General features: G+C 67.7%; 25 protein-coding genes. 9 read left to right on the plus strand and 16 right to left on the minus strand.

Features of this window, described 5'->3' with window-relative positions; all coding sequences use genetic code 11:
* Nucleotides 1-2: 2 nt before the first annotated feature.
* The 3 genes from J0J01_RS22845 to J0J01_RS22855 form a co-directional block, all read right to left on the minus strand.
* On the minus strand, nt 3-866 hold the full coding sequence (locus J0J01_RS22845; protein ID WP_296384899.1) for a carbohydrate ABC transporter permease: 864 nt from the start codon (nt 864-866) through the stop codon (nt 3-5).
* The gene (locus tag J0J01_RS22850) at nt 863-1,771 is read right to left on the minus strand and encodes a sugar ABC transporter permease (protein ID WP_296384901.1); all 909 of its coding nucleotides are present in this window, start codon (nt 1,769-1,771) and stop codon (nt 863-865) included. Before J0J01_RS22850 ends, J0J01_RS22845 begins: the two co-directional genes overlap by 4 nt.
* Nucleotides 1,772-2,093: 322 nt before the next feature.
* Complete coding sequence (locus J0J01_RS22855; RefSeq protein WP_296384903.1) at nt 2,094-3,263, minus strand: alpha-hydroxy acid oxidase; 1,170 nt, start codon at nt 3,261-3,263, stop codon at nt 2,094-2,096.
* 71 nt (nt 3,264-3,334) lie between these two features.
* Between J0J01_RS22855 and J0J01_RS22860 the strand changes: the two genes are divergently transcribed.
* The 4 genes from J0J01_RS22860 to J0J01_RS22875 all read left to right on the plus strand — a co-directional run bounded on the left by J0J01_RS22860 (nt 3,335) and on the right by J0J01_RS22875 (nt 6,079).
* A complete protein-coding gene (locus J0J01_RS22860; protein ID WP_296384905.1) occupies nt 3,335-3,769 on the plus strand; it encodes a GNAT family N-acetyltransferase in 435 nt (144 codons plus the stop codon).
* Nucleotides 3,770-3,888: 119 nt separating this feature from the next.
* Entirely contained in the window at nt 3,889-4,686 is a 798-nt protein-coding gene (locus tag J0J01_RS22865; RefSeq protein WP_296384906.1) for a phytanoyl-CoA dioxygenase family protein, read from the plus strand.
* Nucleotides 4,683-5,159: a GNAT family N-acetyltransferase gene (locus J0J01_RS22870; RefSeq protein WP_296384907.1), complete on the plus strand. Its 477-nt coding sequence runs from the start codon at nt 4,683-4,685 to the stop codon at nt 5,157-5,159. The genes J0J01_RS22865 and J0J01_RS22870 overlap by 4 nt, the downstream gene beginning before the upstream one ends.
* Nucleotides 5,156-6,079, plus strand: coding sequence for a glutathione S-transferase family protein (locus J0J01_RS22875; RefSeq protein WP_296384909.1), 924 nt, complete (start codon nt 5,156-5,158; stop codon nt 6,077-6,079). The genes J0J01_RS22870 and J0J01_RS22875 overlap by 4 nt, the downstream gene beginning before the upstream one ends.
* Here J0J01_RS22875 and J0J01_RS22880 read toward each other — a convergent pair whose 3' ends face one another.
* The 12 genes from J0J01_RS22880 to J0J01_RS22935 all read right to left on the minus strand — a co-directional run bounded on the left by J0J01_RS22880 (nt 6,080) and on the right by J0J01_RS22935 (nt 17,504).
* Nucleotides 6,080-7,345: a hypothetical protein gene (locus J0J01_RS22880; protein WP_296384911.1), complete on the minus strand. Its 1,266-nt coding sequence runs from the start codon at nt 7,343-7,345 to the stop codon at nt 6,080-6,082.
* Nucleotides 7,342-8,454 (minus strand): FAD-dependent oxidoreductase, encoded by a 1,113-nt coding sequence (locus J0J01_RS22885; RefSeq protein ID WP_296384914.1) that lies wholly within the window; start codon nt 8,452-8,454, stop codon nt 7,342-7,344. The genes J0J01_RS22880 and J0J01_RS22885 overlap by 4 nt, the downstream gene beginning before the upstream one ends.
* Nucleotides 8,455-9,861 carry an NAD(P)/FAD-dependent oxidoreductase gene (locus J0J01_RS22890; RefSeq protein WP_296384916.1) on the minus strand — a complete coding sequence of 469 codons (1,407 nt, stop codon included), beginning with the start codon at nt 9,859-9,861 and terminating at the stop codon, nt 8,455-8,457.
* Nucleotides 9,858-10,151, minus strand: coding sequence for a (2Fe-2S)-binding protein (locus tag J0J01_RS22895; RefSeq protein WP_296384919.1), 294 nt, complete (start codon nt 10,149-10,151; stop codon nt 9,858-9,860). Before J0J01_RS22895 ends, J0J01_RS22890 begins: the two co-directional genes overlap by 4 nt.
* Nucleotides 10,132-11,256 carry an FAD-dependent oxidoreductase gene (locus tag J0J01_RS22900; protein ID WP_296384921.1) on the minus strand — a complete coding sequence of 375 codons (1,125 nt, stop codon included), beginning with the start codon at nt 11,254-11,256 and terminating at the stop codon, nt 10,132-10,134. The genes J0J01_RS22895 and J0J01_RS22900 overlap by 20 nt, the downstream gene beginning before the upstream one ends.
* Complete coding sequence (locus J0J01_RS22905; RefSeq protein ID WP_296384923.1) at nt 11,246-12,064, minus strand: ABC transporter permease; 819 nt, start codon at nt 12,062-12,064, stop codon at nt 11,246-11,248. Before J0J01_RS22905 ends, J0J01_RS22900 begins: the two co-directional genes overlap by 11 nt.
* A complete protein-coding gene (locus J0J01_RS22910) occupies nt 12,061-12,912 on the minus strand; it encodes an ABC transporter permease (RefSeq protein ID WP_296384927.1) in 852 nt (283 codons plus the stop codon). The genes J0J01_RS22905 and J0J01_RS22910 overlap by 4 nt, the downstream gene beginning before the upstream one ends.
* 73 nt (nt 12,913-12,985) lie before the next feature.
* The gene (locus tag J0J01_RS22915) at nt 12,986-13,960 is read right to left on the minus strand and encodes an ABC transporter ATP-binding protein (RefSeq protein WP_296384928.1); all 975 of its coding nucleotides are present in this window, start codon (nt 13,958-13,960) and stop codon (nt 12,986-12,988) included.
* Between the two features lie 2 nt (nt 13,961-13,962).
* Nucleotides 13,963-14,574: a histidine phosphatase family protein gene (locus J0J01_RS22920; RefSeq protein WP_296384929.1), complete on the minus strand. Its 612-nt coding sequence runs from the start codon at nt 14,572-14,574 to the stop codon at nt 13,963-13,965.
* A 5-nt stretch (nt 14,575-14,579) separates the two neighbouring features.
* A complete protein-coding gene (locus J0J01_RS22925; RefSeq protein ID WP_296384931.1) occupies nt 14,580-15,608 on the minus strand; it encodes an ABC transporter substrate-binding protein in 1,029 nt (342 codons plus the stop codon).
* A gap of 5 nt (nt 15,609-15,613) precedes the next feature.
* The gene (locus J0J01_RS22930; RefSeq protein WP_296384933.1) at nt 15,614-16,528 is read right to left on the minus strand and encodes an SAM-dependent methyltransferase; all 915 of its coding nucleotides are present in this window, start codon (nt 16,526-16,528) and stop codon (nt 15,614-15,616) included.
* Nucleotides 16,503-17,504, minus strand: a complete 1,002-nt coding sequence (locus J0J01_RS22935; protein ID WP_296384935.1) for an adenosine deaminase — start codon at nt 17,502-17,504, stop codon at nt 16,503-16,505. Before J0J01_RS22935 ends, J0J01_RS22930 begins: the two co-directional genes overlap by 26 nt.
* Nucleotides 17,505-17,563: 59 nt before the next feature.
* Between J0J01_RS22935 and J0J01_RS22940 the strand changes: the two genes are divergently transcribed.
* Together J0J01_RS22940 and J0J01_RS22945 are read left to right on the plus strand one after the other, a co-directional pair.
* On the plus strand, nt 17,564-17,917 hold the full coding sequence (locus tag J0J01_RS22940) for a DUF6496 domain-containing protein (protein ID WP_296384936.1): 354 nt from the start codon (nt 17,564-17,566) through the stop codon (nt 17,915-17,917).
* A gap of 254 nt (nt 17,918-18,171) precedes the next feature.
* On the plus strand, nt 18,172-20,484 hold the full coding sequence (locus J0J01_RS22945; protein WP_296384938.1) for a xanthine dehydrogenase family protein molybdopterin-binding subunit: 2,313 nt from the start codon (nt 18,172-18,174) through the stop codon (nt 20,482-20,484).
* Between the two features lie 11 nt (nt 20,485-20,495).
* On the opposite strand, the gene J0J01_RS22950 is transcribed toward J0J01_RS22945, so the two are convergent.
* Nucleotides 20,496-20,705, minus strand: a complete 210-nt coding sequence (locus J0J01_RS22950; protein WP_296384940.1) for a bacteriocin — start codon at nt 20,703-20,705, stop codon at nt 20,496-20,498.
* Nucleotides 20,706-20,797: 92 nt separating this feature from the next.
* Between J0J01_RS22950 and J0J01_RS22955 the strand changes: the two genes are divergently transcribed.
* The 3 genes from J0J01_RS22955 (at nt 20,798) to J0J01_RS22965 (ending at nt 23,922) form a co-directional block, all read left to right on the plus strand.
* On the plus strand, nt 20,798-22,537 hold the full coding sequence (locus J0J01_RS22955) for a gamma-glutamyltransferase (protein ID WP_296384942.1): 1,740 nt from the start codon (nt 20,798-20,800) through the stop codon (nt 22,535-22,537).
* Between the two features lie 514 nt (nt 22,538-23,051).
* Nucleotides 23,052-23,600, plus strand: coding sequence for a helix-turn-helix transcriptional regulator (locus J0J01_RS22960; protein WP_296384943.1), 549 nt, complete (start codon nt 23,052-23,054; stop codon nt 23,598-23,600).
* An 82-nt stretch (nt 23,601-23,682) separates the two neighbouring features.
* Nucleotides 23,683-23,922, plus strand: coding sequence for a hypothetical protein (locus J0J01_RS22965; RefSeq protein WP_296384945.1), 240 nt, complete (start codon nt 23,683-23,685; stop codon nt 23,920-23,922).
* Nucleotides 23,923-24,346: the final 424 nt, after the last annotated feature.

Raw genomic sequence — 24,346 nt, forward strand, 5'->3', positions numbered from 1 at the left:
GTTCAACCCTTCACCCCGCCCATGGTCAGGCCGCCGCTCATCTTGCGGCGGACCCCGTAGTAGATGAGCAAGGGCGGAATGGCGTAGATGATTGCCGCCGCCATCAGGTAGTTCCAGGGTGCCTCGTCGCCCACCAGGAATTTGCCGAGTGCCACCGGTACGGTGACGACTTTGCCGCCCGACAGCAGCAGGAACGCATAGAGATATTCGTTCCATGACAGCAGCAGCGCATAGGTGCCGATCGCCACCAGGGCGGGCGCCATCAGCGGCAGGTAGATGCGGAAGAAGATCTGCGGCGGCGAGGCACCGTCGATGCGCGCCGCCTCATCCAGCTCGAACGGGATCGAGGCGCTGTATTGCTGGAAGATGAAAATCGCGTACGGCGTGGCGAAGGTCACCTCGACCGCGATCACCGCGATCGGATTATTGGTCAGGCCGTACTTGCCCATGATGCCGTAGAACGGGATTGCCAGGAACGACATCGGGATCACATAGGTCAGCAGCGCCGCATTGGTCAGCATCCAGCCGTTGCGGATGCGCATCCGGCCGATGGTGAAACTGGTCAGCGACCCGATGGCCAGGGTCAACAACGCGACGATGATGCCAATGTAGAAACTGTTGCCCATCTGGTTCCAGAACGTCTCGAGCAGCCAGAAGGCCTGGCGGAACACGACGCTGAACGCATGCGGGCTAGGCGCGACCGGGAAGACGGAGGTGCTGAGCACTTCCTCCTTTTCCTGCATCGACACGCGGATGATGTTGTAGATCGGCAGCAGCGTCCAAACCAGCAGCACCGCCGACAGCACCCACGCGCCGATGCTGTCGAGCGCGCGGCCGATCGCGCGGTTTGGGCGTTGCGCGGTCATATCGTGACCTCGCTGCGCCGCAACTGGCGCATCAGCAGGATCACCAGCGGGATCAGCAAGGGCAGCGCCGTCAGCACCGTCGCCATGCCCAGGTTGGGATCGCCCAGCTCGAAGGCGTTGCGGATTCCCAGGGTCGCGAGCACATGCGTCGACAGCGCGGGGCCGCCGCCGGAGATGAAGCGCACGGCGTTGAAATCGCCCAGCGCCCAGATGGTAGAGAGCATGGTGCAGACCAGGTACATCCCCGCCATCAGCGGCAGGGTCACGTGTTGGAATTTCTGGAGCCGGCTGGCGCCATCGACATCCGCGGCCTCATACAGCTCGAGCGCGACGGCCATGCGCCCGGCGAGGAAGATCAGGGTCCAGAAGGGCAACCATTTCCAGATATGGCCATAGATGACCGAAGCGAGCGCGAGGCCCGGACTGTCGAGCCAGGGCGGCCCATCGACCTGCGCTACGTTCCAGATGATGTTGTTGATCAGCCCCCATTGCCCGTTCAGCATCCAGTTGATGGACAGATAGCTGGGCAGCGCCGGCACCGCCCAGGGCAGCATGAAGATCAGCAGCAGGATCTTCGTCCACCAGCCCTTGCGCATGAAGAAGCCCGACAGCAGCAGCGCCAGCAGCAATTTCAAGTTCACGCCGAACAGCAGATAGAGCAGCGTGTTCACCACCGTACGCGGATAGACCGGATCGCCGAACAGCGCGCGATAACTGGCCGGATCGCTGCCCAGCCACAGCCCATAGCCGATCGGGTAGATCACGAAAGCCACGAATATCGCGACATAGGGGGTGACGAAGGCCAACGCCCAGAGTTTGTCGGCGCCAAATGTGCCCCGTCGCCGCGCCAGAGGCGTGGTGTTCGCGGCCGCGGCCGGGCTGTCGGTCGTGGTCGTGACCGCCATCGTTCGGCTCCTCCTCCTGGCCCCGCGTTCTGGCGCGCGGTGGCATTCCTGCCCTTCGGCGAAGGCGGCCCCGGTCGTCGTGGTCTGCCTCGGCCGGCTCAGTCTGACTGCGAGTGTGGCAATTTGCCCAGTGCGACACAACCGGTCTCGCACCGAGGAGCGGCATTGGCCGGTTGCCGAACGATCAACATGATCGAGCAGACGACTGTCGCGCCTGCCGCGTTACGCTACGTCATGTGGTCTTTCACGGGTGGCGGCGCGCAAGCCAGCGCGGCAAGGCTGTCTGCCTGGCACCCGAGACCGATCCGCAGCCCGCGGCTTGTCACCGCCGGTTCCGGCGCAGGTCCTCCTCGTCCTTCCACATCAGGTAGTGCGGGCCGAGATCGGAGATCCTGGTGGCACCCATCTGCGCCATGCTGATGTCGACCTCGCGCCGGAAGATGCCGAGCGCCGTCTTGGCACCCTGCACGCCGCCTGCCGTCACGCCGTAGAGGGTCGGCCGGCCCTGGAAGACGAACTTCGCGCCCATGCAGAGCGCGATGATGGCGTCGAGGCCGCGGCGGATCCCGCCGTCGAACATCACCGTCATCTTGTCGCCGACCGCCTCGTTGATGGCCGGCAGGACGTGCAGCGGCGACGGCGCGTTGTCGAGCTGACGGGCGCCGTGGTTGGACACCATGATGCCGTCGACGCCCAGCGAATGGGCGCGGATCGCATCATCGGGATGCATGATGCCCTTGAGCACGAAGTTGCCCTTGAAGATCGAGCGGAAGCGCTCGACGTGCTTCCAGGTCATCGGCGCGCGGTTCTGGTAGGCCACGAGATCGGCCACCTTGTCGGCCGACGCGTTGGGCCCGGCATACTTCGCCCAGTTGCTGAAATAAGGCGTGCCGTGGCGCAGCCACTCGAGCATCCAGGCGGGATGCTCGAGCGCCTCGAGCTTGGTCGCCCAGGAGAGCTTGAGCGGCCGGCCCCAGCCGTTGCGGATGTTGCGCTCGCGATTGGAGCCCTCGGGCACGTCGACGGTGAAGACCAGCGTCTTGAGGCCGGCATCGGCGGTCCGCTTGATCAGGTCCTCGGAGATCGCCTCGTCCTTCGAGGAATAGAGCTGGTACCAGCCGTGGTCGGGCGCGAGCTTGGCCAGATCCTCGATCGAGCCGGTGCTGGAACCCGACATGATGAAAGGCACGTTGGCGTCGCGTGCCGCCTCGGCCAGCATCAGGTCGGCGCCGCGGCGAAACAGGCCGGCGAGGCCGGTCGGCGCGATGCCGATCGGGCTGGAATAGGTGCGGCCGAAGATCGTCGTTGACTGGTCGCGCACCGAGACGTCGACCAGGTAGCGCGGCACGATCCGCGCCTGGCGGAACGCCTGCTCGTTGGTCCCCAGGCCGACCTCGTCGTCGGTACCGCCCTCGATGAAGTCGTAGGCGATCTTGGGCAACCGCTTCTTCGCGAGCTTGCGCAGATCCTCGATATTGACGACGCCCTTCATGTCTTTCACTCCCGTTACGGGGAGTGTGCCGCCCTTTTCCCCAACCTGCCAGCGATGTTAGAGCCATCGCCATGCAAATCAGACACACGCGCCCCGGCGACGAAGCCCAGCTCGCCTTTCTCCTGGAGGATCACGAGCGGCACTACGGTTTCGAGGTACGGCCGGGCTCGGGCGCCGACGGCGCCGCCTTCCTGACCAAGGGCGGCACGCTCTGCCTGGTCGCCGACGATGGCGAGAAGCTGATCGGCTTCGCGATCCTGAATCCCTACTTCCCCGGCCCGCGCCTGACGCACGGGCTGTTCCTGAAGGAGCTCTATGTCGCCGCCTCCGCCCGCTCCATGGGCGTCGGCGAGAAGCTGATCGAAGGCATCCGGGCGCTCGCCAAGGAACGCGGCGACACGCGGGTGATCTGGACGACCGGAGAGCAGAACGCCGGTTCGCAGCGCTTCTACGACCGTCTCGGCATGCGAAGGGAGAAAAAAGTCTACTTCGTGATGGATGTGTGAGCTGTGTCATCCCGAGCGCAGCGAGGGATCTATCGGGCCACAGCATAGATCCCTCGCTGCGCTCGGGATGACAGGGTGCGATGGCCGGGCTAGCGTCGACAAAACTGAAAGGATGCGCCATGGAGCTGACCGCAGCCCAGATCGAGCAGTTCGATCGCGACGGCTTCCTGATCTTCCCCGACCTGTTCGAGCGCAACGAGGTCGCGGTGCTGCGCCGCGAGGTGGCGCGGCTCAGCCAGGTCCAGGCCGATGAGGTGGTGCGCGAGCACACCGGCGGCGTGCGCACCATCTTCCACGTCCACGAGACCGACGGCCCGACCCGCTCTCAGCCCTTCCGCGCCCTGGTCCGCACGCCGCGGCTGCTGCGGCCGGTGCAGCAGGTGCTGAAGGACGACGGGGTCTACGTCTATCACACCAAGATCAACACCAAGCCCGCGATCGAGGGCACGGTGTGGCAATGGCACCAGGATTACGGCTCGTGGATGCGCGACGGCTGCATCAGGCCCGACATGGCGACCTTCAACGTCATGATGACCGACACGACCGAGATGGGCGGCGCGCTCTATCTCATCCCGGGCAGTCACAGGCTCGGCCGCATCGAGCCGGTGTGGGACGAATCGACCGCCTACAAGTTCTGGGCGATGCCCAGGCAGCGCATGATCGAGATCCTCAGGACCTCGCCCGAGCCGGTCGCCGTCACCGGCCGCGCCGGCACCTGCGTGCTGTTCCATTGCAACCTGCTGCACGCCTCCGGCCACAATCTCTCGGCCGAGGATCGCTGGCACATCTACGTCTCGTGCAACACCGTCGCCAACAAGCCGCAGCTCGGGCCCAACCCGCGGCCCGACTGGGTGGTGTCGCGGAACTGGAACCCCTTGCCGATCGAGGACGACCAGGGCGTCCTCAAAGCGGCGTGACGATCGCTGTCCGCCGCGCCGTCGCGACCGATGCCGCGACGCTCGCCGGCCTGCTGTCGAACATGCAGGCACACTACAGGAGCCCCGATCCGCCCGGCGGCGCGCTGGAGATGGCGAAGCTGCTGACGCGCGAGGGCGAGCGCATTCCCTTCGCGCTGATCGCCGAGCATCGGGGCCGGCCGGTCGGCTTCGCCACGCTCAACCCGATGCTCTACGGCGGCGGCTTCCAGTGGGACCTGTTCCTCAAGGACCTCTATGTCGCGCCTGACGCACGCAACCTCGGTGTCGGCGAGATGTTGATGCGCGAGATCGCCCGCATCGGCCTCGCCGGCAACTACGTGCGGGTCGACTGGACGACCGACGGCACCAACACGGGCGCGCAACGCTTCTACGATCGCCTCGGCGTGCCGCGTCCCAACAAGATCAACTATCGCCTCGCCGGCAACGACCTCAAGCGACTGGCCGGGCTTTGAGCGACCTGATCCTCCACCACTACGACTTCTCGAACTTCGCCGAGAAGGCGCGGCTGATGCTGGGCTTCAAGGGCCTGGCGTGGCGCAGCGTCGAGCAGCCGCCGATTCTCCCGAAGCCCAAGCTGCTGCCGCTGACCGGCGGCTATCGCCGCATCCCGATCCTGCAGCAGGGCGCCGACCTGTGGTGCGACACGCGGCTGATCGCACGCGAGCTCGAGCGCCGCGTCCCCTCGCCCACCTTCTTTCCCGACGGCACGCGCGGCCATGGCGAGGCGATCGCCTGGTGGGCCGAGCATCAGTTCATCCGACCGACCGCCCTATTCGTCTCGGGCATCAACGCCGAGCACATGCCGGCGGGCCTGCACGAGGACCGCGCCAGGCTGCACGGCCTGCCGCCGCCTTCGATCGAGGCGGTGCGCGCCGCCGCCGAGCGCAACCGGCACCTGGTGCGGCCGCAGATCAAATGGCTGGCCGAGATGCTCGAGGATGGCCGGCCCTACCTGCTCGGCGGCCAGCCTTGCATCGCCGATTTCGCCGCCTATCACGTCGTCTGGTTCTATCGCGGCCGCCACATCGACTGTCGCGCCGAGTTCGCCCCCTACCCGACGATCCTCGCCTGGCGCGATCGCATGGCCGCGATCGGTCATGGCAAGCGCACGGAAATGAATCCGGACGAGGCGCTTGCCGTCGCGCGGTACGCCTCGCCCGGCAAACCGCGCCCGTCGCAGCCGCAGGACGGCGATCCCCGGCCCGGCGAACTCGCCCGCGTGCGGCCGGCCGACAATGCGCGCGACTGGATCGAAGGCGAGGTGCTGTTCATCGACGCCGACGAGATCGCCCTGCTGCGCCGCGATCCCGAGGTCGGCGAGGTCGCCGTCCACTTCCCGCGGCTGGGCTACGACTGGCGCCGGCAACATTAGCTAGCGGCAGGCCTCGGCCACCGTCGGCGCCAGCAAATCGGCGAACTTGCGCGAGCCCGACGCCACGAAGTGGCCGATGTCGAAGAAGTCGTTCGGCCCGAACTTCTCCGCTGGCACGTCGACATAGACGTCGCCCAGCGCTTGGGCCTCGCGACGCAGGATGCCGTTCAGCCAATCGATCATCGGCCCCATCTGACCGGCCGGCACGAACGGCACCCAGTGGGCGCCGCTCTCGCGCGCCAGCCTCTCGCGGCTCATCGCCTGCCCGACCCACAGCGTGCGGATGCCGCGCGCGCGGTTGATCGCCGAAATGGTGTGGACGTTCCGGACATAGATCGCCTCGAGCGCCGGGTCGGGCTTGCCGCTCGGCGTGCCCTGCGGCTGTGGCGTCGGCCGCACCGTATCGGCGGCGAAGACCGCGAGGCGTGTAGCGAGCGCCAGGGTCGGCGAGACGATCCGCGCCAGGCTGTCGAGGCGGCGCGCGTTCAGCGTGTCGGTCTGGCTGCGCACCTGATGGTCGGCATAGGCCGGATCGAGTCCGCGGACATGGGCGTTCGCCAGCTCGTTCCAGCCGAGATAGTAGATCGCGCAGGCCGGCCGCCCGCCGTAGGGCGTCTGGTAGAAGGCCGTCTGCACGACATGCAGTGCCGAGGAGAAGCCCGGCACGCCGTGATTGAGCACGACGTAGCGATCGCCCAGTAGCCTCTCCAGCACCTCGCCCCAGGTCTCGCCGTCGTCGGCGCCGACATCGTAGGTCGTCGAGCCGCCGAACAGCTCGATGGCGATCCGCCGCCGCACCTCGGCCGGCACACGCTCCGGGCCGCGCAGGCCTTGCGCGTTGTGATAGCCGTCGGTGCGGCCCCAGTCGCCCGGACGCGACGGCAAAGGCACCGACTGCAGCAGCGGATGCCAGCCGAAGCCGCGATAGAACACGATGGCATCGGGCGGGAGCAGGCTGGCGCCCCAGCCGAGCCCGTGCAGCCCGGCCGATCCCAGCCCCAGCCCGAGCTCGATCGCGGCGAGCGTCAGCGGCGCCGCCGCCAGCCTGGGCAAGGGCACCAGCAGGAAGGCCAAGACGAACAGCGCTACCAGGTAGAGGAAGAACAGGGCGCGCGGCGAGCCGGCAGTCAGCCGCTGGGTCGTCTCGAAGAACAGGAAGGAAGCGGCGGTCACGGCGGCCAACATCAATCCGGCTAGCGCCGCCAGCGTGCGTTCGAAGCGATAGGGCTTGGCGAGGCCGAACCAGGCCACCGCCCGGCGCGTCATGCCTTGAACCGGGTGATGGCGAGATCGGCGATCGGCACGTTGGTCGACTCGGTCGCCACCAGCTCGGCCACCACCGCGCCGGTCCCCGGCCCGAGCTGGAAGCCATGGGTCGAGAAGCCGAACTGGTGGAACACGCCTTCCGACGTGGCGCTGGGGCCGACGACCGGGATGCCGTCGGCCATGTAGGCCTCGATGCCGGCCCAGGCGCGGACGATGGTCGCCTGGCGCATCACCGGGAACAGCTCCCACACGGTGCGGGCGCTGATCGCGAGCTTCTCCCAGTCGAGCACGGTCTCGTTGCGGTCGCGATAGGGCGTCGCGAGATGGCCGCCGCCGATCACCACCGTGCCGTTGCCGAGCTGCTTGAAGGAGAGCTTGCGGCCACGCAGGATCACCACCGGCTGGATGAAGGCAGGCAGCCGGCTGGTCACCATCAGCATCGGCGCCACGACGGTCAGCGGCACCGGCTCGCCCAGCATCGCCGCGATCCGGTCGGCCCAGGCGCCGGCCGCGTTCACGACCTTCGGCGCCTCGATCGACCCGTCGCTGGTCTCGACCCGCCAGACGTTGCCGTTGCGCGCCAGGCCGGTGACGGTCACGCCCTCGATCATCTCGGCGCCCTGCTCGACCGCGCGACGGCGGAAGGCCTGCGTGGCGCGGAACGGATCGGCGGCACCGTCCCGCCGCGAGACCACGCCGCCGGGGCAGTGCTCCGACACCGCCGGCACCAGCCGCCTGAGCTCCGCCCGGCCGATCAGCTCCTCATGGGTGAAGCCCTTGAGTCTCAGGTCGTCGACGCGCGCCCGGAAGCCGGCAAGCTCCTCGTCGCTCTCGGCGACCAGCACCGTGCCGTGGCTCTCGAAGCCGCAATCGTCGCCGACCAGGTCCTCGATCCGCTCCCAGATCTCCATCGAGGAGACCGACAAGGGGATCTCGGCGTGATCGCGGGCGAGCTGGCGCACACCGCCGGCATTGACGCCCGAGGCGTGGCGGCCGGCATAGTCCTTTTCGATCAGCACGGGCTTGAGGCCACGCAGCGCCAGATGCAGCGCGGTCGAGCAGCCATGGATGCCGCCGCCGATCACCACGACATCGGCGGTGCGCGGCATTCAGCGCTCCACGGCCTTGCGTTCGGCCTCGGTCTTGGGCAGCGAGGCGAGCTCGGCCAGCGTGATCGGCTTCACCGGCGGGCGCAGGCGGTAGTAGCCGACTTCCTGTGGCGTCGAACGCCGCTGCTCGGCGATCAGCTCGGTGATGGTGAGGCCGCACAGCCGGCCCTGGCACGGCCCCATGCCGCAGCGCAGGAAGGCCTTCATCTGGTTCGGGCCCTCGCAGCCGAGATCGGCGGTATCGCGCACCTGCTTCGCCGTCACCTCCTCGCAGCGGCAGGCGATGGTGTCGCCGACCGGCCGCCGGAACGACGGCGCCGGCTGATAGAGCGCATCGAGGAAGGCGCGGCCCATCTCCTCGCGGGCCAGCGTCTGGCGCATCATCTGCATATTGGGCACCGTCGCGCCGGGCTTCAGTGTTTGGATGACGGCTAGCGCCGCGATGCGCCCGCGCTCGGCTGCGGCCGTGCCACCGGCGATGCCCGCGCCGTCGCCGGCAACCGCGATGCCGTGCACCGAAGTGCCGAAATCGGCGTCGACCGCAGGTTCGAAGCAAAGCTGGCGGCCGTTCCAGCGGTGCGCCACACCCGCCGCCATGGCGAGGTTCACGTTGGGCACCACGCCGTGATGCAGCAGCAGCAGGTCGGCCGTCATGCGCCGCTCGCCCGTGCCGGTCGCGAACACGACCTCGGCGAGCTTGTCCTTGCCGTGCGCCACGATGCGATGGGCGGCGATCACCGGCACTTTGGCCTTGACCTCGCGCAGCAGCGCCAGACCCTTCGACCAGTAGGGCGACAGGGCGAAGTCCGGCAGGTGCATCGCCGCCTTCAGCCAGTTGATGCGCGGCGTCGTGTCGAGGATCGCCTCGATCCCGGCACCGGCGCGCAGGAGCTGCGCCGCCAGCAGCCAGAGCAACGGCCCGCAGCCCGCTATGATCGTGCGGCCGGTCGGCACCAGCCCCTGCGCCTTCAGCGCAGTCTGGGCGGCACCCGCGGTCATCACGCCCGGCAGGGTCCAGCCGGGAATCGGGAACGGCCGCTCCATCGAGCCGGTCGCTACGATCACCCGTTGCGCCTGGATCATGCGAGCCTGTCCCGAGATCGAGACGCCGACCAGCCGGTTGGGATCGAGGCTCCAAACCGTGGCGCCGTTGACGATGGTGGCGCCGCTCGCCCTGGCCTCGGACGCGAGCGCCGCGCCTGCCCAATAGTCCTCGCCGAGGATGGCGCGGTTGCGGACCGGCGTGGTGCCGATGCCGCGATAGATCTGGCCGCCGACGCCGGGGTTCTCGTCGAACAGCACGGTCTGCACGCCGGCCTTGGCCGCGAGCGCTGCTGCGGCAAGGCCAGCCGGGCCGCCGCCGATCACGACCAGCTCGTAGGACGACGCGAGATCGGAGGCGTTCATCGGCCGGCCTCGCGCTTGCCGAGCTGGGTTTCGACCGCCATGCCTTCGCGCACCTCGATCAGGCAGGCCTGGCGGCTGCCGACGCCGTCGATGGCGACCAGGCAGTCGAAGCACACGCCCATCAGGCAGTACGGCGCGCGCGGCGATTCGGTCACAGGCGTGGTTCGGAAATGCTCGACGCCCGCCGCCAACATGGCGCCGGCCACCGTGTCGCCGGCGCGGGCACGGATCGGCTTGCCGTCGACCTTGAGCGAGACCGTCGCGCCGGTGTCATCCAGCCGCTTGAACATGGAACCTCCGCGCGCTGAAGGGAGCGACCAGCGCCTTGTCGAGCGCACCGCGGGCGATCATCGGCGCCACGGTCAGCGCGTGATTGGCGCACAGCGTCACGCCGGAATGGCAGCACAGCACGAAGGCGCCGGGATGGCTCTCCGATTCGTCGTAGATCGGGAAGCCGTCCTGGGTCATTACCCGGATCGCGCTCCAGGTACGCACCACGTTGACGTTGGCGAGCAGCGGGAACTGGCGCACCGCGCGCTCGGCCTCGGTCGAGCTGACGCCGATCGTCAGGCCGCTCGGATCGGTGCTCTCCTCCTTCGAATCGCCGATCATCACCGTGCCCTCGTCGGTCTGGCGCAGGGTGACCACGGGATAGTCGAGGAACGGCCGCAGCCGCTCGGTCACCACGATCTGCCCGCGCTCGGGCCGCATCGGCGCCTCCAGCCCGACCATCGGCGCCAGCCGCATGTTGGCGTTGCCGGCGGCGAGCGCGACCTTGGCCGCGCGCACCTCGCCCTTGGCGGTGTGCAGGCGGAACTCGCCGCCTTCCCTGGTGATGGTCTCGACCCGATGGCTCGGCAGGTAGGTCACGCCGCGCGCGTTGATCGCGGTGTGCAGGGTGCGGAACAGGCGCAGGGAATTCACATGGCCGTCGAGCGAGCAGTAGCTCGCCCCGACCACATCGGGCCCGATGTCGGGCAGCATCCGGGCGACTTGGGAATGGTCGAGGACCTCGGTCTTGTAGTCGACGATGCCGGGCTGGGCGTGCAGCCGCTTCAGGATGCTGGCGCGCGCCTCGAGCTCCTTCTCGGACAAAGCGAGATGGAAGCCGCCCGGCCGCTGGAAGCAGACATCGAGGCCGGTCTCCTGCTTGAGGAGATCGGAGAAGCCGCCCCAGGCGTTGGACGAGCGGATCGTCCAGCCAGCGTAGGCCGCGAGGCCGAGGCCTTTGCTCTGCACCCAGACCAGCGCGAAGTTGCCGCGCGAGGCGCGCACGTCGCGGTCGCCCTCGTCGAGCAGCGCCACCCGCAGGCCCTCGCGCGCGAGGCCCCACGAGGTCGCGGCACCGACCAAGCCGCCGCCGACGACGGCGACGTCGAACTCGTCACCGGCCATGCGTGCCCCCGTGATTTCCACGTCCGACCAGCAGGCGTTCGAGCCCGTAGGCGCGATCCATTGCGATCAGCGCCACCACCGTCACCGCGATCACGCAGGCCGACACGGAGGTCACCAGCGGATCGATGTTGTCCTGGATGTAGAGGAACATGCGCACAGGAAGAGTTTCGGTTCCGGGAGCCGCGATGAACACCGTCATGGTGACTTCGTCAAATGAATTGATGAAAGCCAGCGCCCAGCCGCTTGCCAGCCCCGGGACGACCAGCGGCAAGGTGATGCGCTTCAGCACCGTCCACTCCGACGCGCCGAGCGAGACGGCGGCATGCTCGATCGCCCGGTCGAGGCCGACCGCCGAGGCGAGGGTCAGGCGCAGCGCGAAGGGCAGCACGATCACGATGTGCGACAGGACCAGGCCGGTGAAGGTGCCGCCCAGCCCGATCTGGGTGAAGAAACGCAGGAAGGCGATGCCCAGCACGATGTGCGGGATCATCAGCGGCGACATGAACAGCGCCGTGAAAGCCTCGCGGCCCGGGAAGCGATGGCGCGCGATGGCGAGCGCCGCCGGCACCGAGACGGCGACGGCGATCGCCGAAGAGAGCGCGCCGAGCCACAGGCTGCGCCAGAAGGCCGAGACGAACTCGGGATAGCGCGCGATCGCCGCGAACCAGCGCAGCGACCAGCGGTCGGTCGGGAACGACAGGAAGCCTTCCGGCGTGAAGGCGACCCAGCAGACGACCCCGATCGGCGCCAGCATGAAGGTCACGAACAGCGCGTGATAGACGAGCGCGACCGGACCGTTTCGGCTCATCCGAACACCTGCGCGTAGCGGCGTTCGACCAGGCGGTTGGCGCCGACTACGATCAGCACCAGCGCCAGCAGCAGCAGCACCGCGACCACGGCGCCGAGCGGCCAGTTGAGGGTGTTCAGGAACTCGTCGTAGGCGAGCGTCGAGGCGACCTTGAGCCGGCGGCCGCCGATGATCGCCGGCGTGGCGAAGGCCGAGGCCGCCAACGCGAACACGATCACGGCGCCCGACAGGATGCCGGGCATCGCCTGCGGCAGCACGATGCGGCACAGGACGGTGAGCGGCCCCGCTCCCAGCGCCACCGCGGCGTTCTCGACCTGCGGATCGAGGCGCTGCAGCGCCGCCCACACCGCCAGCACCATGTAGGGCATCAGCACATGAACCAGCGCCACCACCATGCCGGTCTCGGTGAACATGAAGGGGATCGGCGCCGAGATCAGCCCGACCGACATCAGCGCCTTGTTGACCAGCCCCGAGTTGCCGCCGAACAGCAGCGCCCAGCCGAGCGTGCGCGCGACGACGGAGATCAGCAGCGGCCCCAGGATGACCAGCAGGAACAGGCCGCGCCACGGGCTCTTCATACGGTTGAGGATATAGGCCTCCGGCGCGCCGAGCAGCGCGGTCAGCACGGTGACGATCAGCGCGATCCTGAAGGTCCGGCCGAACATCTCGGCGTAGTACGGATCGCCGAACACCTCCTGCCAGTTCTTCAGGATGAAGACCGGCTCGATGCCCTTGTACTGGCCCCAGTCGTGGAAGGTCAGGACCACCGTCATGGCGAGCGGGATCACCACGACGCCGGCGAACAGCAGCAGCGCCGGCAGGCTGAGCAGGTACGGCACGGCCCTCATGATCCTCCCCCTTCATAGGGGGAGGTGTCGGCGTCATACGCCGACGGAGGGGTCAGAGGCGGCAAATCGCCGCTCATGACCCCTCCGTCCGCGAAGACGCGGACACCTCCCCAGATGACTGGGGAGGAAGTGCCCTCCACGCCAAACGCACCGCAGCGCCCTCCCCCGGCATCGCCTCGCCGGTGTTCTGGCGAATGACAGTGACGAGGCCGTCGGCGGTGTCGACCTGGTAGAGCCAGTGATTGCCCTGGAAGATGCGCGTCCTCACCGTCCCGGCGAGGCCCGCGGCGGCGAACGAGATGCGCTCGGGCCGCACCGTCGCGCCGCTCACCAGGTTGGTCTTGCCGAGGAAGCTCGCGACGAACGGCGTCGCCGGCCGCTCATAGGTTTCGTGCGGCGGGCCGATCTGCTCGGCGCGGCCGTGGTTCATCACCACGATGCGGTCGGAAAGCGCCATCGCCTCGCCCTGGTCGTGGGTGACCAGGATGGTGGTGGTGCCGACCGTGCGCTGGATCTGCCGCAACTCGATCTGCATCTCCTCGCGCAGCTTGGCGTCGAGATTGGAGAGCGGCTCGTCGAGCAGCAGGATCTGCGGCCGGATCACCAGCGCGCGGGCAAGCGCCACGCGCTGCTGCTGGCCGCCGGAAAGCTGCCGTGGGAAGCGGCCGGCAAAGGCGCCGAGGCCGACGAGGTCCAACGTCTCGCCGACCCGCTTCGCGCGCTCGGCGGCGGCAACGCCCTGCATCTCGAGGCCGAACGAGACGTTCTCGGCCACCGTCATGTGCGGGAACAGCGCATAGCTCTGGAAGACGATGCCGAGGCCGCGCTTCGCCGGCTTCACCGCCAGCAGGTCGCGGCCTTCGAGACGGATGCCGCCGCTGGTCGGCTCGACGAAGCCCGCGATCATCTGAAGCGTCGTGGTCTTGCCGCAGCCCGAGGGGCCGAGCAGCGACACGAACTCGCCCTTCTCGACCTTCAGCGTCAGCCGGTCGACGGCGACATGGCTGCCGAAATGCTTTGTGAGCGTGTCGAGCGCGAGGAAGGCCATGCCTAGCTGATGCGATCCGCCGCGCCGCGATGCAGTCGGTAGAAGGAGTCCTGCGGCTGATCCATCTTGAGGACGTCGGCCTGCGGCGCCCCGAGGAACAGGCCGCGCAGCACCCGGCCGATGCCGCCGTGGGCGAAGACGGCGACCGGCTTGTCGGCCGCGAGCGCTACGATGTCGCCGAGCGCGGCCCGCGCCCGCCCCTCCACCATGACGTAGCTCTCGCCGTTGGGCGGGCAGTAGTTCCAGTGATCGAGGCGGCGCGCCGCCATCTCGCCCGGCCAGCGCGCCTCGATCTCGGTGCCGTTCAGCCCGTCCCAGTCGCCCCAGCTCATCTCGCGCAGGCGATGGTCGTGGCAGGCGTCGTCGTGGACGAGGCCGGCCGTTTCGGCAGCGATCGCCAGGGTCTCGCGGACGCGGCCGAGCGGGCTCGCCCGCACGATCACGGCGGGCGCCGTATAGCCGCCGCGCGCCAGCTCCTGCCCGAGCGCCAGGCCCATCGCGCGGGCCTGGGTCCTGCCCATCTCGGTCAGCGGCGAATCGAGGTGACCTTGCGCACGCTTCTCGGCATTCCAGACGGTCTCGCCATGCCGGAAGAGGTAGATCGGATGCTTCACCGCCCTTAGCGCTCCACCTCGCGGTTCCAGCGCTTGGTCCACTCGTCGCGCTTGGCGTTGATGGCGTCCCAATCAGGCGCGATCACCAGCTTGGCGCGCTCGCCGACCGGCGCCATCTTGAGCTCCGGCATGGTGACGTCGACCTTGGAGTTGACCGGGCCGTTGCCCATCTCCTTGGCCATGCCGGTCTGCACCGATGCCGAGACCAGCGTCTTGATCATCTCGTGCGCCAGCGGATTGACGCTGGCCTTGGCGACCGGGCAGGCCGAGGCGAGCAGGATCGGCGCGCCCTCCTTCGGATAGATGAAGTCAACCGGGAAGCCGGTGTTGGCGAAGGCCTGGACGCGGCCGGTGCCCCACACGGCGATCGTGCCTTGCCCCGACTGGAACAGCTCGGTCATCTTGCCGGGCGACGGCTCGTAGGCCAGCACGTTGGGATTGATCTGCTCCTTCATCACCTTGAAGCCGGGATCGATGTTCTTCTCGCCGCCGCCGTTCATGCGGGCGTACATCATCAGCGTGTAGAGCCCGTAGGTATTGTTGATCGGCGGGATCACGAGCTGCTTCTTGAATTTGGCATCCTTGAGGTCGTTCCACGAGGTCGGGGTGGCCCAGCCGCGCTCCTTGAACGCCTTGGTGTTGATCATGAAGCCGGTGCCGGTCTGGCCGACCGCGACCGCCTTGTCGCCCTTGAACAGCGCGGCGGGATAGAGCTCGCTCTTGTCCATGCCCTGGATGGCGCTGCAGAAGCCGAGCTGGATCGCCTGGTACATCACGCCGTCGTCCATGATGGCGACGTCGATCACCTGGTTGCTCTTCTGGGCCTGCAGCTTGGCCAAGGTGTCGGTCGAGTTGCCGGCGACGTAGTCGATCTTGACGTTGTGCTTCTTCTCGAAGTCCGGGAACACCTTCTCGCGCAGGTGGCTGTCCCAGACGCCGCCATAAGCCGCGACGGTGAGCTTGCCCTGCGCCAGCGCCGGTCCAGCCAGCAACGCAAATGCCGCCACCGCTCCCAGATACCTCAGCATTCCCATCTCCTTCAGGTCCCCTCCGAGGACGATAGCATGAAAGTAAGCTCGTGCTTGTTGTGGTGCAGATGCAAGACTTGCGCCCCGGGCAGTGCCGCGAAGGCCGCCGCCGAGTCGTGATCGGTCTCGCCCTGGAACTTGATGGTGCAGACGAAGTTCCTGGCGAGGCCCGAGCCGCGCCAGCGCTCGACCAGCCGCAGCAGCCGCGACGGGTAACAGACGATGTCGGAGAACAGCCAGTCGACCGGCCCGACGCTCGCCGGCTCGAGCGCGAAGGCGCTCTCGCCGCGCCACTCGACGCCCGGCATCGCCGCGATGCGCGGCTCGAGCGGCGCCTTGTCGATCGCCAGCACGTGGGCGCCGAGCTTGGCCAGCACCCAGGTCCAGCCGCCGGGCGACGCGCCGAGATCGAGGCAGCGCTCGCCCGGCTGCGGCCAGCGGCGGAGCCGGACCAGCGCCTCCCACAGCTTGAGATAGGCTCGATTGGGCGGACCCGATTTATCCTCGACGAGCTGCAAACAGCCGTTCGGGAAGGGCGACGAGCAGCGCGCCGCGGCCAGCAGCCGATCGGGCGCCAGCAAGGTCCACGCGCCGAGCGGTGCGGTCGGCGCTGCGGCGGGAAAGACGATCGGCTTGGCCGAGACGTGCGGCAGCCGCTCCTGGATCAGCGCCGCGCGCCGATGGTGCGCCGGCGCGTACATCGCCCAATTGCGCTGGATATCGCGCAGCCCTTTGGCCGCCGTGCCGATCGAGGCCACCGGCCACTCGACGCAGTCGTGCCAGATGTTCGCGGCCCAGGCAGCGGGCACGGCCCTGTCGGCGATCAGCAGCCGGCCGTGCTCGGCCTGCACCGCCACACCGGTCCGCTTCAGCTCCTCCGCGAGCTGGGCCTCGAGGCCGTCAGGCGCCAGATAGGCCGTAGTCATCCAGCGCCTCGAGATGCCGCTGCTTGGTCGCCTCGTCGCAGAAGGCGGCGCGGAAGCCGTTGCGCGCCAAGGTCATCGTCTCCTCGCGCGACAGCGACAGCGCGGCGAAGTTCTCGTTCATGTAACCGCCGAAATAGGCCGGGTCGTCCGAGTTGATCGTCGCCGTCAGACCCCGATCCAGCATGCGGCGCAGCGGATGGTCCTTGAGGTCCGGGACGACGCAGAGCCTGAGGTTCGACAGCGGGCAGACGGTGAGCGGCATCCGTTCGCGCGCCAGCCGCGCCGTCAACTCGGCATCGTCGAGGGCGCGGTTGCCGTGGTCGATGCGCTCGACCTTCAGGAGATCGAGCGCCTCGCGCACGTACCCGGCCGGCCCCTCCTCGCCGGCATGCGCCACCGCGCGCAGGCCGAGGCCGCGGGCGCGGGCAAAGACGCGCTCGAACAGCCGCGGCGGCCGCCCCTTCTCCGAGGAATCCAGGCCGACGCCGATGAAGCGGTCGCGCCAGGGCAGCGCCTCGTCGAGCGTGCGTTCGGCATCGGCCTCATCGAGATGGCGCAGGAAGCAGAGGATCAGCGCCGAGGTGATGCCGAACCGGCGCTCGGCGTCGACGCGCGCGCGCGTGAGGCCCTCGATCACCGTCTTGAACGGCACACCGCGGCCGGTGTGGCCCTGCGGATCGAAGAATATCTCGGCATGGCGCACGTTCTGCGCCGCCGCTTTCCGGAAGTAGGCCATCGCCAGGTCGTAAAAGTCCTGCTCGTGCAGCAGCACGCGCATGCCCTCGTAGTAGAGGTCGAGGAAGTCCTGCAGGTCGGAGAAGCGGTAGGCCGCGCGCAGCGCGTCGATCGAGCCGAAGCGCAGCGCCACCTTGTTGCGCTCGGCGAGCGCCATCGTCAGCTCGGGCTCGAGACTGCCCTCGATGTGGATGTGCAGCTCGGCCTTGGGCAGGCCGGCGATGAAAGGGTCGACGTTCATTCCCGCAACCTAGCGCTTTGGCCGGCGTTCGCCAGAGGGGGCATCAACAGGAGAATCACATGGCCAGGGAAACGATGGCCCAGCGCAAGACGGCAGGCCGCGTCATGCACGAGTTCAAGCACGGCGAGCTCAGGAGCGGCCGCAGCGGCAAGGGCGGCACGGTCAAGAGCCGCAAGCAGGCGATCGCGATCGCGCTCAAGGAGGCCGGCGAGTCGAAGTACGAGAGCCCAAAGAAGAACCGGCGCAATCTCGCCAGGAGCAAGCGCAAGGAAGCGACCGGCCGCACCTCCCAGCAGGAGCGCGAAGGCAGGAGCCGGGTCGGCGCGGGCGGACGTCGCGCGTCGACCCGCGCGACGGGCGGCAAGAACGCCAAGAGCACGACGCGCCATACGCCCAAGCAGCGCGCGGCGTAGCGCCACTGCGCCGCTACGTGCGCCCTATTGCGCGACCGGCAACGCACGCGCCCGGTCGAACGGCAAGCGGGCGTCCGGACTGTCGGGTTTCATCGACCGCCTTTCGGCGCGCAGTGGGGCTCATTTGAGGGCAAGTCCTTCGTATCGGGCCGGCGCTCTTTGACCAAGCGTAGTTTCCACGCGGTTCTGCACGAGAAAAGAATGTGTCGTGCGTTTCGTCATGTTGCTAACCTCGCCACAAACGGAGGTCTCGTATGGCGAAGTTCGGCATTGGCGATTCGGTGCGCAGGCTCGAGGATCCGCGGCTGTTGACCGGCGGCGGCCGCTACACCGACGACACGCGGTTGGGCCAGAAGGCGGCGCGGATGGTCGTCCTGCGCTCGCCCCATGCCCACGCCGACATCAGGAAGGTCGACACGGCGGCGGCGAAGAAGGCGCCGGGCGTGCTGGCGATCTTCACCGGCGCCGACGTCGAGAAGGAAGGCTTCGGCGACGTGCCCTGCCTGGTGCCGCTGGACAACAAGGACGGCACGCCGCGCGCCGACACCAGCCGGCCGATGCTGGCCAAGGACCGCGTGCGCCATGTCGGCGACCCGGTGGCGCTGGTGGTGGCCGAGACGCTCGACCAGGCCAAGGACGCGGCCGAGCTGATCGAGGTCGACTATGCGCCCCGCGCGCACACGGTCGGCACCTACGAATCGGTACAGCCCGGCGCGCCGCTGGTCCATGACCACATCAAAGGCAACATCGTCTTCGACTGGGCGATGGGCGACCAGGCGGCGACCGAGGCGGCGTTCAAGAAGGCCGACCGCACGGTCAGCCTGCGCATCGTCAACCAGCGGCTGGTGGTGAATTCGATGGAGCCGCGCGGCGCGATCTGCGAGCACGACGCCGCGGACGACCGCTCGACCCTGTGGGTGTCGTCGCAGGGCGTGCACATGATCCGGCCGGTGGTGGCCGACATGATCCTGAAGATCGGCTCGGCCAAGCTGCGCGTGCGCACCGGCGACGTGGGCGGCGGCTTCGGCATGAAGATCTTCGTCCATCCGGAATATCCGATGGTGGTGTGGGCCAGCCGCGCGCTGAAGCGCACGGTGAAGTGGATCCCCGACCGCCAGGAGGCGTTCCAGTCCGACGTGCAGGGCCGCGACCATGTCTCGATCGCCGAGATGGCGCTCGACAAGGACGCGAAGTTCCTCGGCTGCCGCATCACGACCTACGCGGCGCTGGGCGCGTACCTCAACCATTTCAGCGTCTTCATCCCGACGCTGGCCGGCAGCTCGATGCTGAACGGCCTGTACCAGACGCCGGCGGTCTATGTGAACGTCAAGGGCGTCATGACCAACACCGTGCCGACCGACGCCTATCGCGGCGCGGGACGGCCTGAGGCGGCCTACCTGGTGGAGCGCTTCGTCGACCACATCGCGCGCGAGACCGGGCTGGCGCCGGACGAGATCCGCGCCCGCAACTTCATCAAGCCCAGCCAGCTTCCGTTCAAGACGGCGCTGGGCGACACTTATGATTCGGGCGACTTCGAAACCGTGATGCGCAAGGGCATGGCCACGGCCGGCTGGGACACCTTCTCGGCGCGCCGCGCGCAATCCGCGAAGGCCGGCAAGTGGCGCGGCATCGGCATGGCGACCTATGTCGAGAAGTGCTCGGGCGGCGGGCCGGAGACGGTCAAGGCCCAATTCAACGACGACGCGACGATCACGATCTACACCGGGAACCAGACCAACGGCCAAGGGCACGATACCGCACTGCGCCAGATCGCGTCGGCCAAGCTCGGCATCGACGTCGAGCAGATCAGACTCGTGCAGGGCGACAGTGACGTCGTGCCGGAGGGCTTCACCGGCGGCAGCCGCACCATCGCCATCAACGGCGTGGCGACCATGGGGGTGGCCGACAAGATCATCGCCAAGGGCAAGCCGCTGGCGGCCGACCTGCTCGAGGCGAGCGCCGCCGACGTCGACTACAAGGACGGATCGTTCCGCATCGTCGGCACCGACCGCAGCGTCACGCTGTTCGATGTCGCCAAGGCCAACAAGGGCGCGCTCGACGACGAGTTCACGCGCACGCCGGAGGCCGACACCTACCCCAACGGCTGCCATGTCTGCGAGCTCGAGATCGATCCCGACACCGCGACGATCGAGATCAAGAACTACTCGGTGATGGACGATTTCGGCATGGCGCTGAACCCGCTGCTGCTGCAGGGGCAGGTCCATGGCGGCATCGGCCAGGGTGTCGGCCAGGCGCTGACCGAGTCCACGGTCTACGACAAGGACTCAGGCCAGCTCCTGAGCGGCAGCTTCATGGACTACGCCTTCCCGCGCGCCGACATCGTGCCGAGCGTGAAATTCGACCTGCACAACAGCCCGTGCAAGACCAACCCGCTCGGCGTCAAGGGCGCCGGCGAGGCGGGCGCCATCGGCGCGCCGCCGGCGGTGATCAACGCCATCGTCGATGCGATCCACGCCCATACCGGCGTGAAGCACATCGACATGCCAGTGACCCCCGCCACCCTGTGGGCGGCGATCGCCACCCACAGGACGAAGAAGGCGGCCTAAGCCGGCCTAGACTAGTAACGCGGCGTCGTGGCGGCACCGACCGCCGCGCCGCCGAGGCCGCCGACGACCGCGCCGCCGAGCGGGCCGATGCCCGTCGCCGAGCCGACCACCGCACCCGCGCCGGCGCCGATCGCGCCTCCGGTCAGGGCACGCGTGCCCGGGTCACGGCCGCAGGCGGCCAGAGCAAGCAAGCAAGCGACAGCCAGAACAACCTTGTGCATGGGGCACTCCCGTACGGTTTACGACGGGATGAACGCGGCGCGCCGCCGGAGGTTTCGTCGGACTCGGCGTAATCACCGGGATAAACTGCGGAATGCCCTCCGCCCGTCCCACCCTCTATGGCAGCCGGCACGCGGTGTCGGCCGGCCACTATCTCGCCGCCGCCGCCGGATTCTCGATCCTCGAGGCCGGGGGCAATGCGATCGACGCAGGCTGCGCCGCGGGCATCGCGCTGGCCGTCCTGCATCCCGACGAGGTCAATGTCGCGGGCGTGGCGCCGATCATGATCCGCACCGGGCCCCATTCAAAGGAACCGGGCAAGGTGGTGACCATCGCGGGTCTCGGCCATTGGCCCAAGCGCTTCCCGGCCGATCTCTTCATGCGCGAGCACGGCGGCAAGATGCCCCTCGGCATCCTGCGCACGGTGGTGCCGGCGGCGCCCGACGCCTGGATCACGGCGCTGCGGGACTGGGGCACGATGACGTTCGGCGACGTCGCGAGTGCCGCGATCCGCTACGCCAGGGAAGGCTTCGCCGTGTTCGAGTACATGGCGACCATGATCAAGGAGTACGAGGAAGGCTATCGCTCGTGGCCGTCGAACGCGGCGATCTTCCTGCCGGGCGGCAAGGTGCCGAAGGTCGGCGACCGCTTCCTGCAAACCGATCTCGCCAACACCCTGCAATACATGGTCGACCAGGAGCGCGCGGCTTCGACGGGCGGTCGGCTGGCCGGCCTCGCCGCCGCACGCGCGGCCTTCTACTGCGGCGACATCGCCGAGACGATCGTGCGCTATCACGAGCAGAACGGCGGCTACCTGGCCCGCGACGACCTTGCCGACTTCCACAGCCGCTACGAGGAGCCGGTCAAGGTCCGCTGGCGGGATTTCGAGGTCTACACCTGCGGGCCGTGGTGCCAGGGCCCGATGCTGGCGCAGGCCTTACGGATGATCGAGGCGGCGGGAGGGCTCAAAGGGCTGAAGCATAACGGCGCCGACTACGTGCACCTGATCACCGAGATCCTGAAGGCGGCCTGCGCCGACCGCGAGTACCGCTACGGCGATCCGCGCTTCGTCGACGTCGGCCTCGAGGAGCTGCTGTCCGACGCGCACGTCAAGGCACGCGTGGCGGCGATCGACATGCAGCACGCCATGCCCGACATGCCGCCGCCCATCGGCCGCTACCCGGCGAACTGGGCGCCGTCTGCGGCGCCAACCGCGCCGTCCAAGCTGCGAAGCGATGCCGTCGTGGAGCCCGACACCTCCTATTGCTGCGCGGTCGACCGCTGGGGCAACGTTCTGTCGGCGACGCCGAGCGACGGCTCCTGGCGCTCGCCGGTGATCCCGGGCCTCGGCATCGTCCCCTCCGGCCGCGGCACCCAATCCAGGCCCGACCCGAACCACCCGTCCGGCGTGGCCCCCGGCAAGCGCCCGCGCCTCACCCCCAACCCGGCGATCGCGGTGCGCGACGACGGCAGCGTGATGCCGTTCGGCGCGCCCGGCGGCGACGTGCAGGTGCAGGCGATGCTGCAGGTGTTCCTCAACACCTTCCACTTCGGCATGGACATCCAGGAAGCCATCGAGCAGCCGCGCTTCGCGACCTTCAGCTTCCCCAACTCCTTCGCCCCCTACGCCCACCTCCCCGGCCGGCTGAACATCGAGGACCGGCTGCCGGCGGCGACGATCGAAGACCTCCGGCGACGCGGGCATGACGTCGAGATGTGGCCGGCGCTCACCCGCCGGGCGTGCTCAGTCGAGGCGATCCTGCTCGACGGCGGGACGGGGTTTCTGCGGGCGGGAGCGGACTGGCGGCAACCGGCGTACGCAATGGTGAAATAAGACGCCCGCAACGGGATGAAGGTCGCGGCCGACGGCCTCGCCTTGTCCCACGACGGCAAGACCCTCTACCGCATCGCCAAAGACCCGTTGCCTTTTTGCTCCTCGGAGTCCGGGTGATCCTTAAGGCTCAGAAACCAAAGGATTATTCCGAATACCCCCAATCCAACCTAAAACGACGCCGTCGCGTGTGTTGCCTTTTGCAAAGAGAGGCGGCCGCCATGCTCGGAGTTTCCGTGGAGGCCTACATCAACTGGGAGAAGGACCGAACACAGCCCGTCGCGTCCCAATTTCGGCCCGTAGTGGCGTTCCTGGGGTAGGAGCAACCTTCGATCAAGTGGCCCAGTATCTCGGCTGGGATGGCGGGACCCTCACCCGATATCTGAACGGTACCAGGCGGATACCTCCAACCCGGGTAGCGAAGTTGGTGCTTGCATTGCAACCGACGCGGGGGGAATGAATTTCACACGCGCTCTGACCGCTGAATATCACCACGAATGCAGAGCAGGATTTTAGAATGCCGAAATCACACCCTGTAGATGTCCATGTCGGAGCGCGGATGCGCCAGCGCCGAAGCTCGCTCGGCATGAACCAGGCCGCAGTCGGCAAGGCGGTCAACCTTACCTTCGAGCAGATCCGGAAGTACGAGCGCGGTTCGAATCGCATCGGCTCCAGCCGCCTGTTCGAATTCGCCAAGGTGCTGGATGTGCCGGTGTCCAATTTCTTCGATGAGATGGCGTCGAACGTGCTGGCCGGCCGGCCGATGCCGGGCCGGGGCCGCAAGGGCTTCGGCGAGGCCGCCACGCCCTTCGAGCAGGAAAAGGAACCGCTGATCAAGCGTCAGACACTCGAGCTGGTGCGAGCCAGCTACAACATCCGCGAATCCCGGATCCGCAAGCGCATTTTCGAGATGGTGAAGGCGATCGGGGCGGCCAGCCATGCCAAGGTTCTGGGCGGAAGGAAAAAGCGCCAAGCTGGACAGCATTGTCAGGGCGGCATATCGCCAAGCGCCGTCGGAACATTTGCACTATGGAGAATGAATATCCGAACCACCTCTTTTGGTTGATGGTCAGCCTTGTCTACCCGTAACTGGTCTCGTTAAGATCGCCCTAGCCTAGTCAGGACGGCCAGCGGATGATTTTTTTGGCATGAAGAGTTCCACACTTTCTGAGGTGCTCGCCCTGCTTGACGAGTACAAAATTCAATTTGGTCTTCAAACCTATGCGGGCGGAATGGTGAACCTCTGGATCGGCGAGAGCTGGCACAGAAAAGCACAGACCAATCTTGCGTCCGCTGACTTACAAGACGCTGCGGCTTGGTTCCTTGAAGCTGCAGCCGCTTTGTATCCAGACGTATTGGCCGATAAGCCTCCAAAGCGGCGCGCCTAGAGCATATTCCGTTCGGCTGGAATCAGCCGAACGGAATATGCCTGCTGCAACAACAACGCCCGTGCGCGCATTTCCGAGCAGATGGAACCGCGAGCGGTTCCATCTGCTCGGAAATCGCTCTAGCGGTGGTTTCGTTGCCAACTTCCTGCGACGTAGCCCCTCGCATCGGGACGGCCCGTGGGAGACAGGGGCGCAGGTTCTGGTTGCAAAGACTGGGTCACTACTATGAGATTTGATACAAGCCTTGAAGTAGACTGCACATGCCTCAGTCTGTGGCTACCCGACCAGGGCTTCGCGCGAAACACACCGATGGTCCGACGGCGTGGCGATAAGATATTGTTATCTGCTGCCGTACGTGACCTCCGATGGATTAAGATCGTGCGCAGCACACCAGGTCCACCTCCAGCGGTGGCTCGCTACGGTT

The sequence above is a fragment of the Reyranella sp. genome, from assembly GCF_017305915.1.
In the GTDB taxonomy this organism is placed as follows: domain Bacteria; phylum Pseudomonadota; class Alphaproteobacteria; order Reyranellales; family Reyranellaceae; genus Reyranella.

Bases quoted from the DNA above. Each gene is read 5' to 3' on its own strand.
- J0J01_RS22845 (WP_296384899.1), bottom strand. From the start codon at position 866: ATGACCGCGCAACGCCCAAACCGCGCGATCGGCCGCGCGCTCGACAGC.
- J0J01_RS22850 (WP_296384901.1), bottom strand. From the start codon at position 1,771: ATGGCGGTCACGACCACGACCGACAGCCCGGCCGCGGCCGCGAACACC.
- J0J01_RS22855 (WP_296384903.1), bottom strand. From the start codon at position 3,263: ATGAAGGGCGTCGTCAATATCGAGGATCTGCGCAAGCTCGCGAAGAAG.
- J0J01_RS22860 (WP_296384905.1), top strand. From the start codon at position 3,335: ATGCAAATCAGACACACGCGCCCCGGCGACGAAGCCCAGCTCGCCTTT.
- J0J01_RS22865 (WP_296384906.1), top strand. From the start codon at position 3,889: ATGGAGCTGACCGCAGCCCAGATCGAGCAGTTCGATCGCGACGGCTTC.
- J0J01_RS22880 (WP_296384911.1), bottom strand. From the start codon at position 7,345: ATGACGCGCCGGGCGGTGGCCTGGTTCGGCCTCGCCAAGCCCTATCGC.
- J0J01_RS22885 (WP_296384914.1), bottom strand. From the start codon at position 8,454: ATGCCGCGCACCGCCGATGTCGTGGTGATCGGCGGCGGCATCCATGGC.
- J0J01_RS22890 (WP_296384916.1), bottom strand. From the start codon at position 9,861: ATGAACGCCTCCGATCTCGCGTCGTCCTACGAGCTGGTCGTGATCGGC.
- J0J01_RS22895 (WP_296384919.1), bottom strand. From the start codon at position 10,151: ATGTTCAAGCGGCTGGATGACACCGGCGCGACGGTCTCGCTCAAGGTC.
- J0J01_RS22900 (WP_296384921.1), bottom strand. From the start codon at position 11,256: ATGGCCGGTGACGAGTTCGACGTCGCCGTCGTCGGCGGCGGCTTGGTC.
- J0J01_RS22905 (WP_296384923.1), bottom strand. From the start codon at position 12,064: ATGAGCCGAAACGGTCCGGTCGCGCTCGTCTATCACGCGCTGTTCGTG.
- J0J01_RS22910 (WP_296384927.1), bottom strand. From the start codon at position 12,912: ATGAGGGCCGTGCCGTACCTGCTCAGCCTGCCGGCGCTGCTGCTGTTC.
- J0J01_RS22915 (WP_296384928.1), bottom strand. From the start codon at position 13,960: ATGGCCTTCCTCGCGCTCGACACGCTCACAAAGCATTTCGGCAGCCAT.
- J0J01_RS22925 (WP_296384931.1), bottom strand. From the start codon at position 15,608: ATGGGAATGCTGAGGTATCTGGGAGCGGTGGCGGCATTTGCGTTGCTG.
- J0J01_RS22930 (WP_296384933.1), bottom strand. From the start codon at position 16,528: ATGACTACGGCCTATCTGGCGCCTGACGGCCTCGAGGCCCAGCTCGCG.
- J0J01_RS22935 (WP_296384935.1), bottom strand. From the start codon at position 17,504: ATGAACGTCGACCCTTTCATCGCCGGCCTGCCCAAGGCCGAGCTGCAC.
- J0J01_RS22940 (WP_296384936.1), top strand. From the start codon at position 17,564: ATGGCCAGGGAAACGATGGCCCAGCGCAAGACGGCAGGCCGCGTCATG.
- J0J01_RS22945 (WP_296384938.1), top strand. From the start codon at position 18,172: ATGGCGAAGTTCGGCATTGGCGATTCGGTGCGCAGGCTCGAGGATCCG.
- J0J01_RS22950 (WP_296384940.1), bottom strand. From the start codon at position 20,705: ATGCACAAGGTTGTTCTGGCTGTCGCTTGCTTGCTTGCTCTGGCCGCC.
- J0J01_RS22955 (WP_296384942.1), top strand. From the start codon at position 20,798: ATGCCCTCCGCCCGTCCCACCCTCTATGGCAGCCGGCACGCGGTGTCG.
- J0J01_RS22960 (WP_296384943.1), top strand. From the start codon at position 23,052: ATGCCGAAATCACACCCTGTAGATGTCCATGTCGGAGCGCGGATGCGC.
- J0J01_RS22965 (WP_296384945.1), top strand. From the start codon at position 23,683: ATGAAGAGTTCCACACTTTCTGAGGTGCTCGCCCTGCTTGACGAGTAC.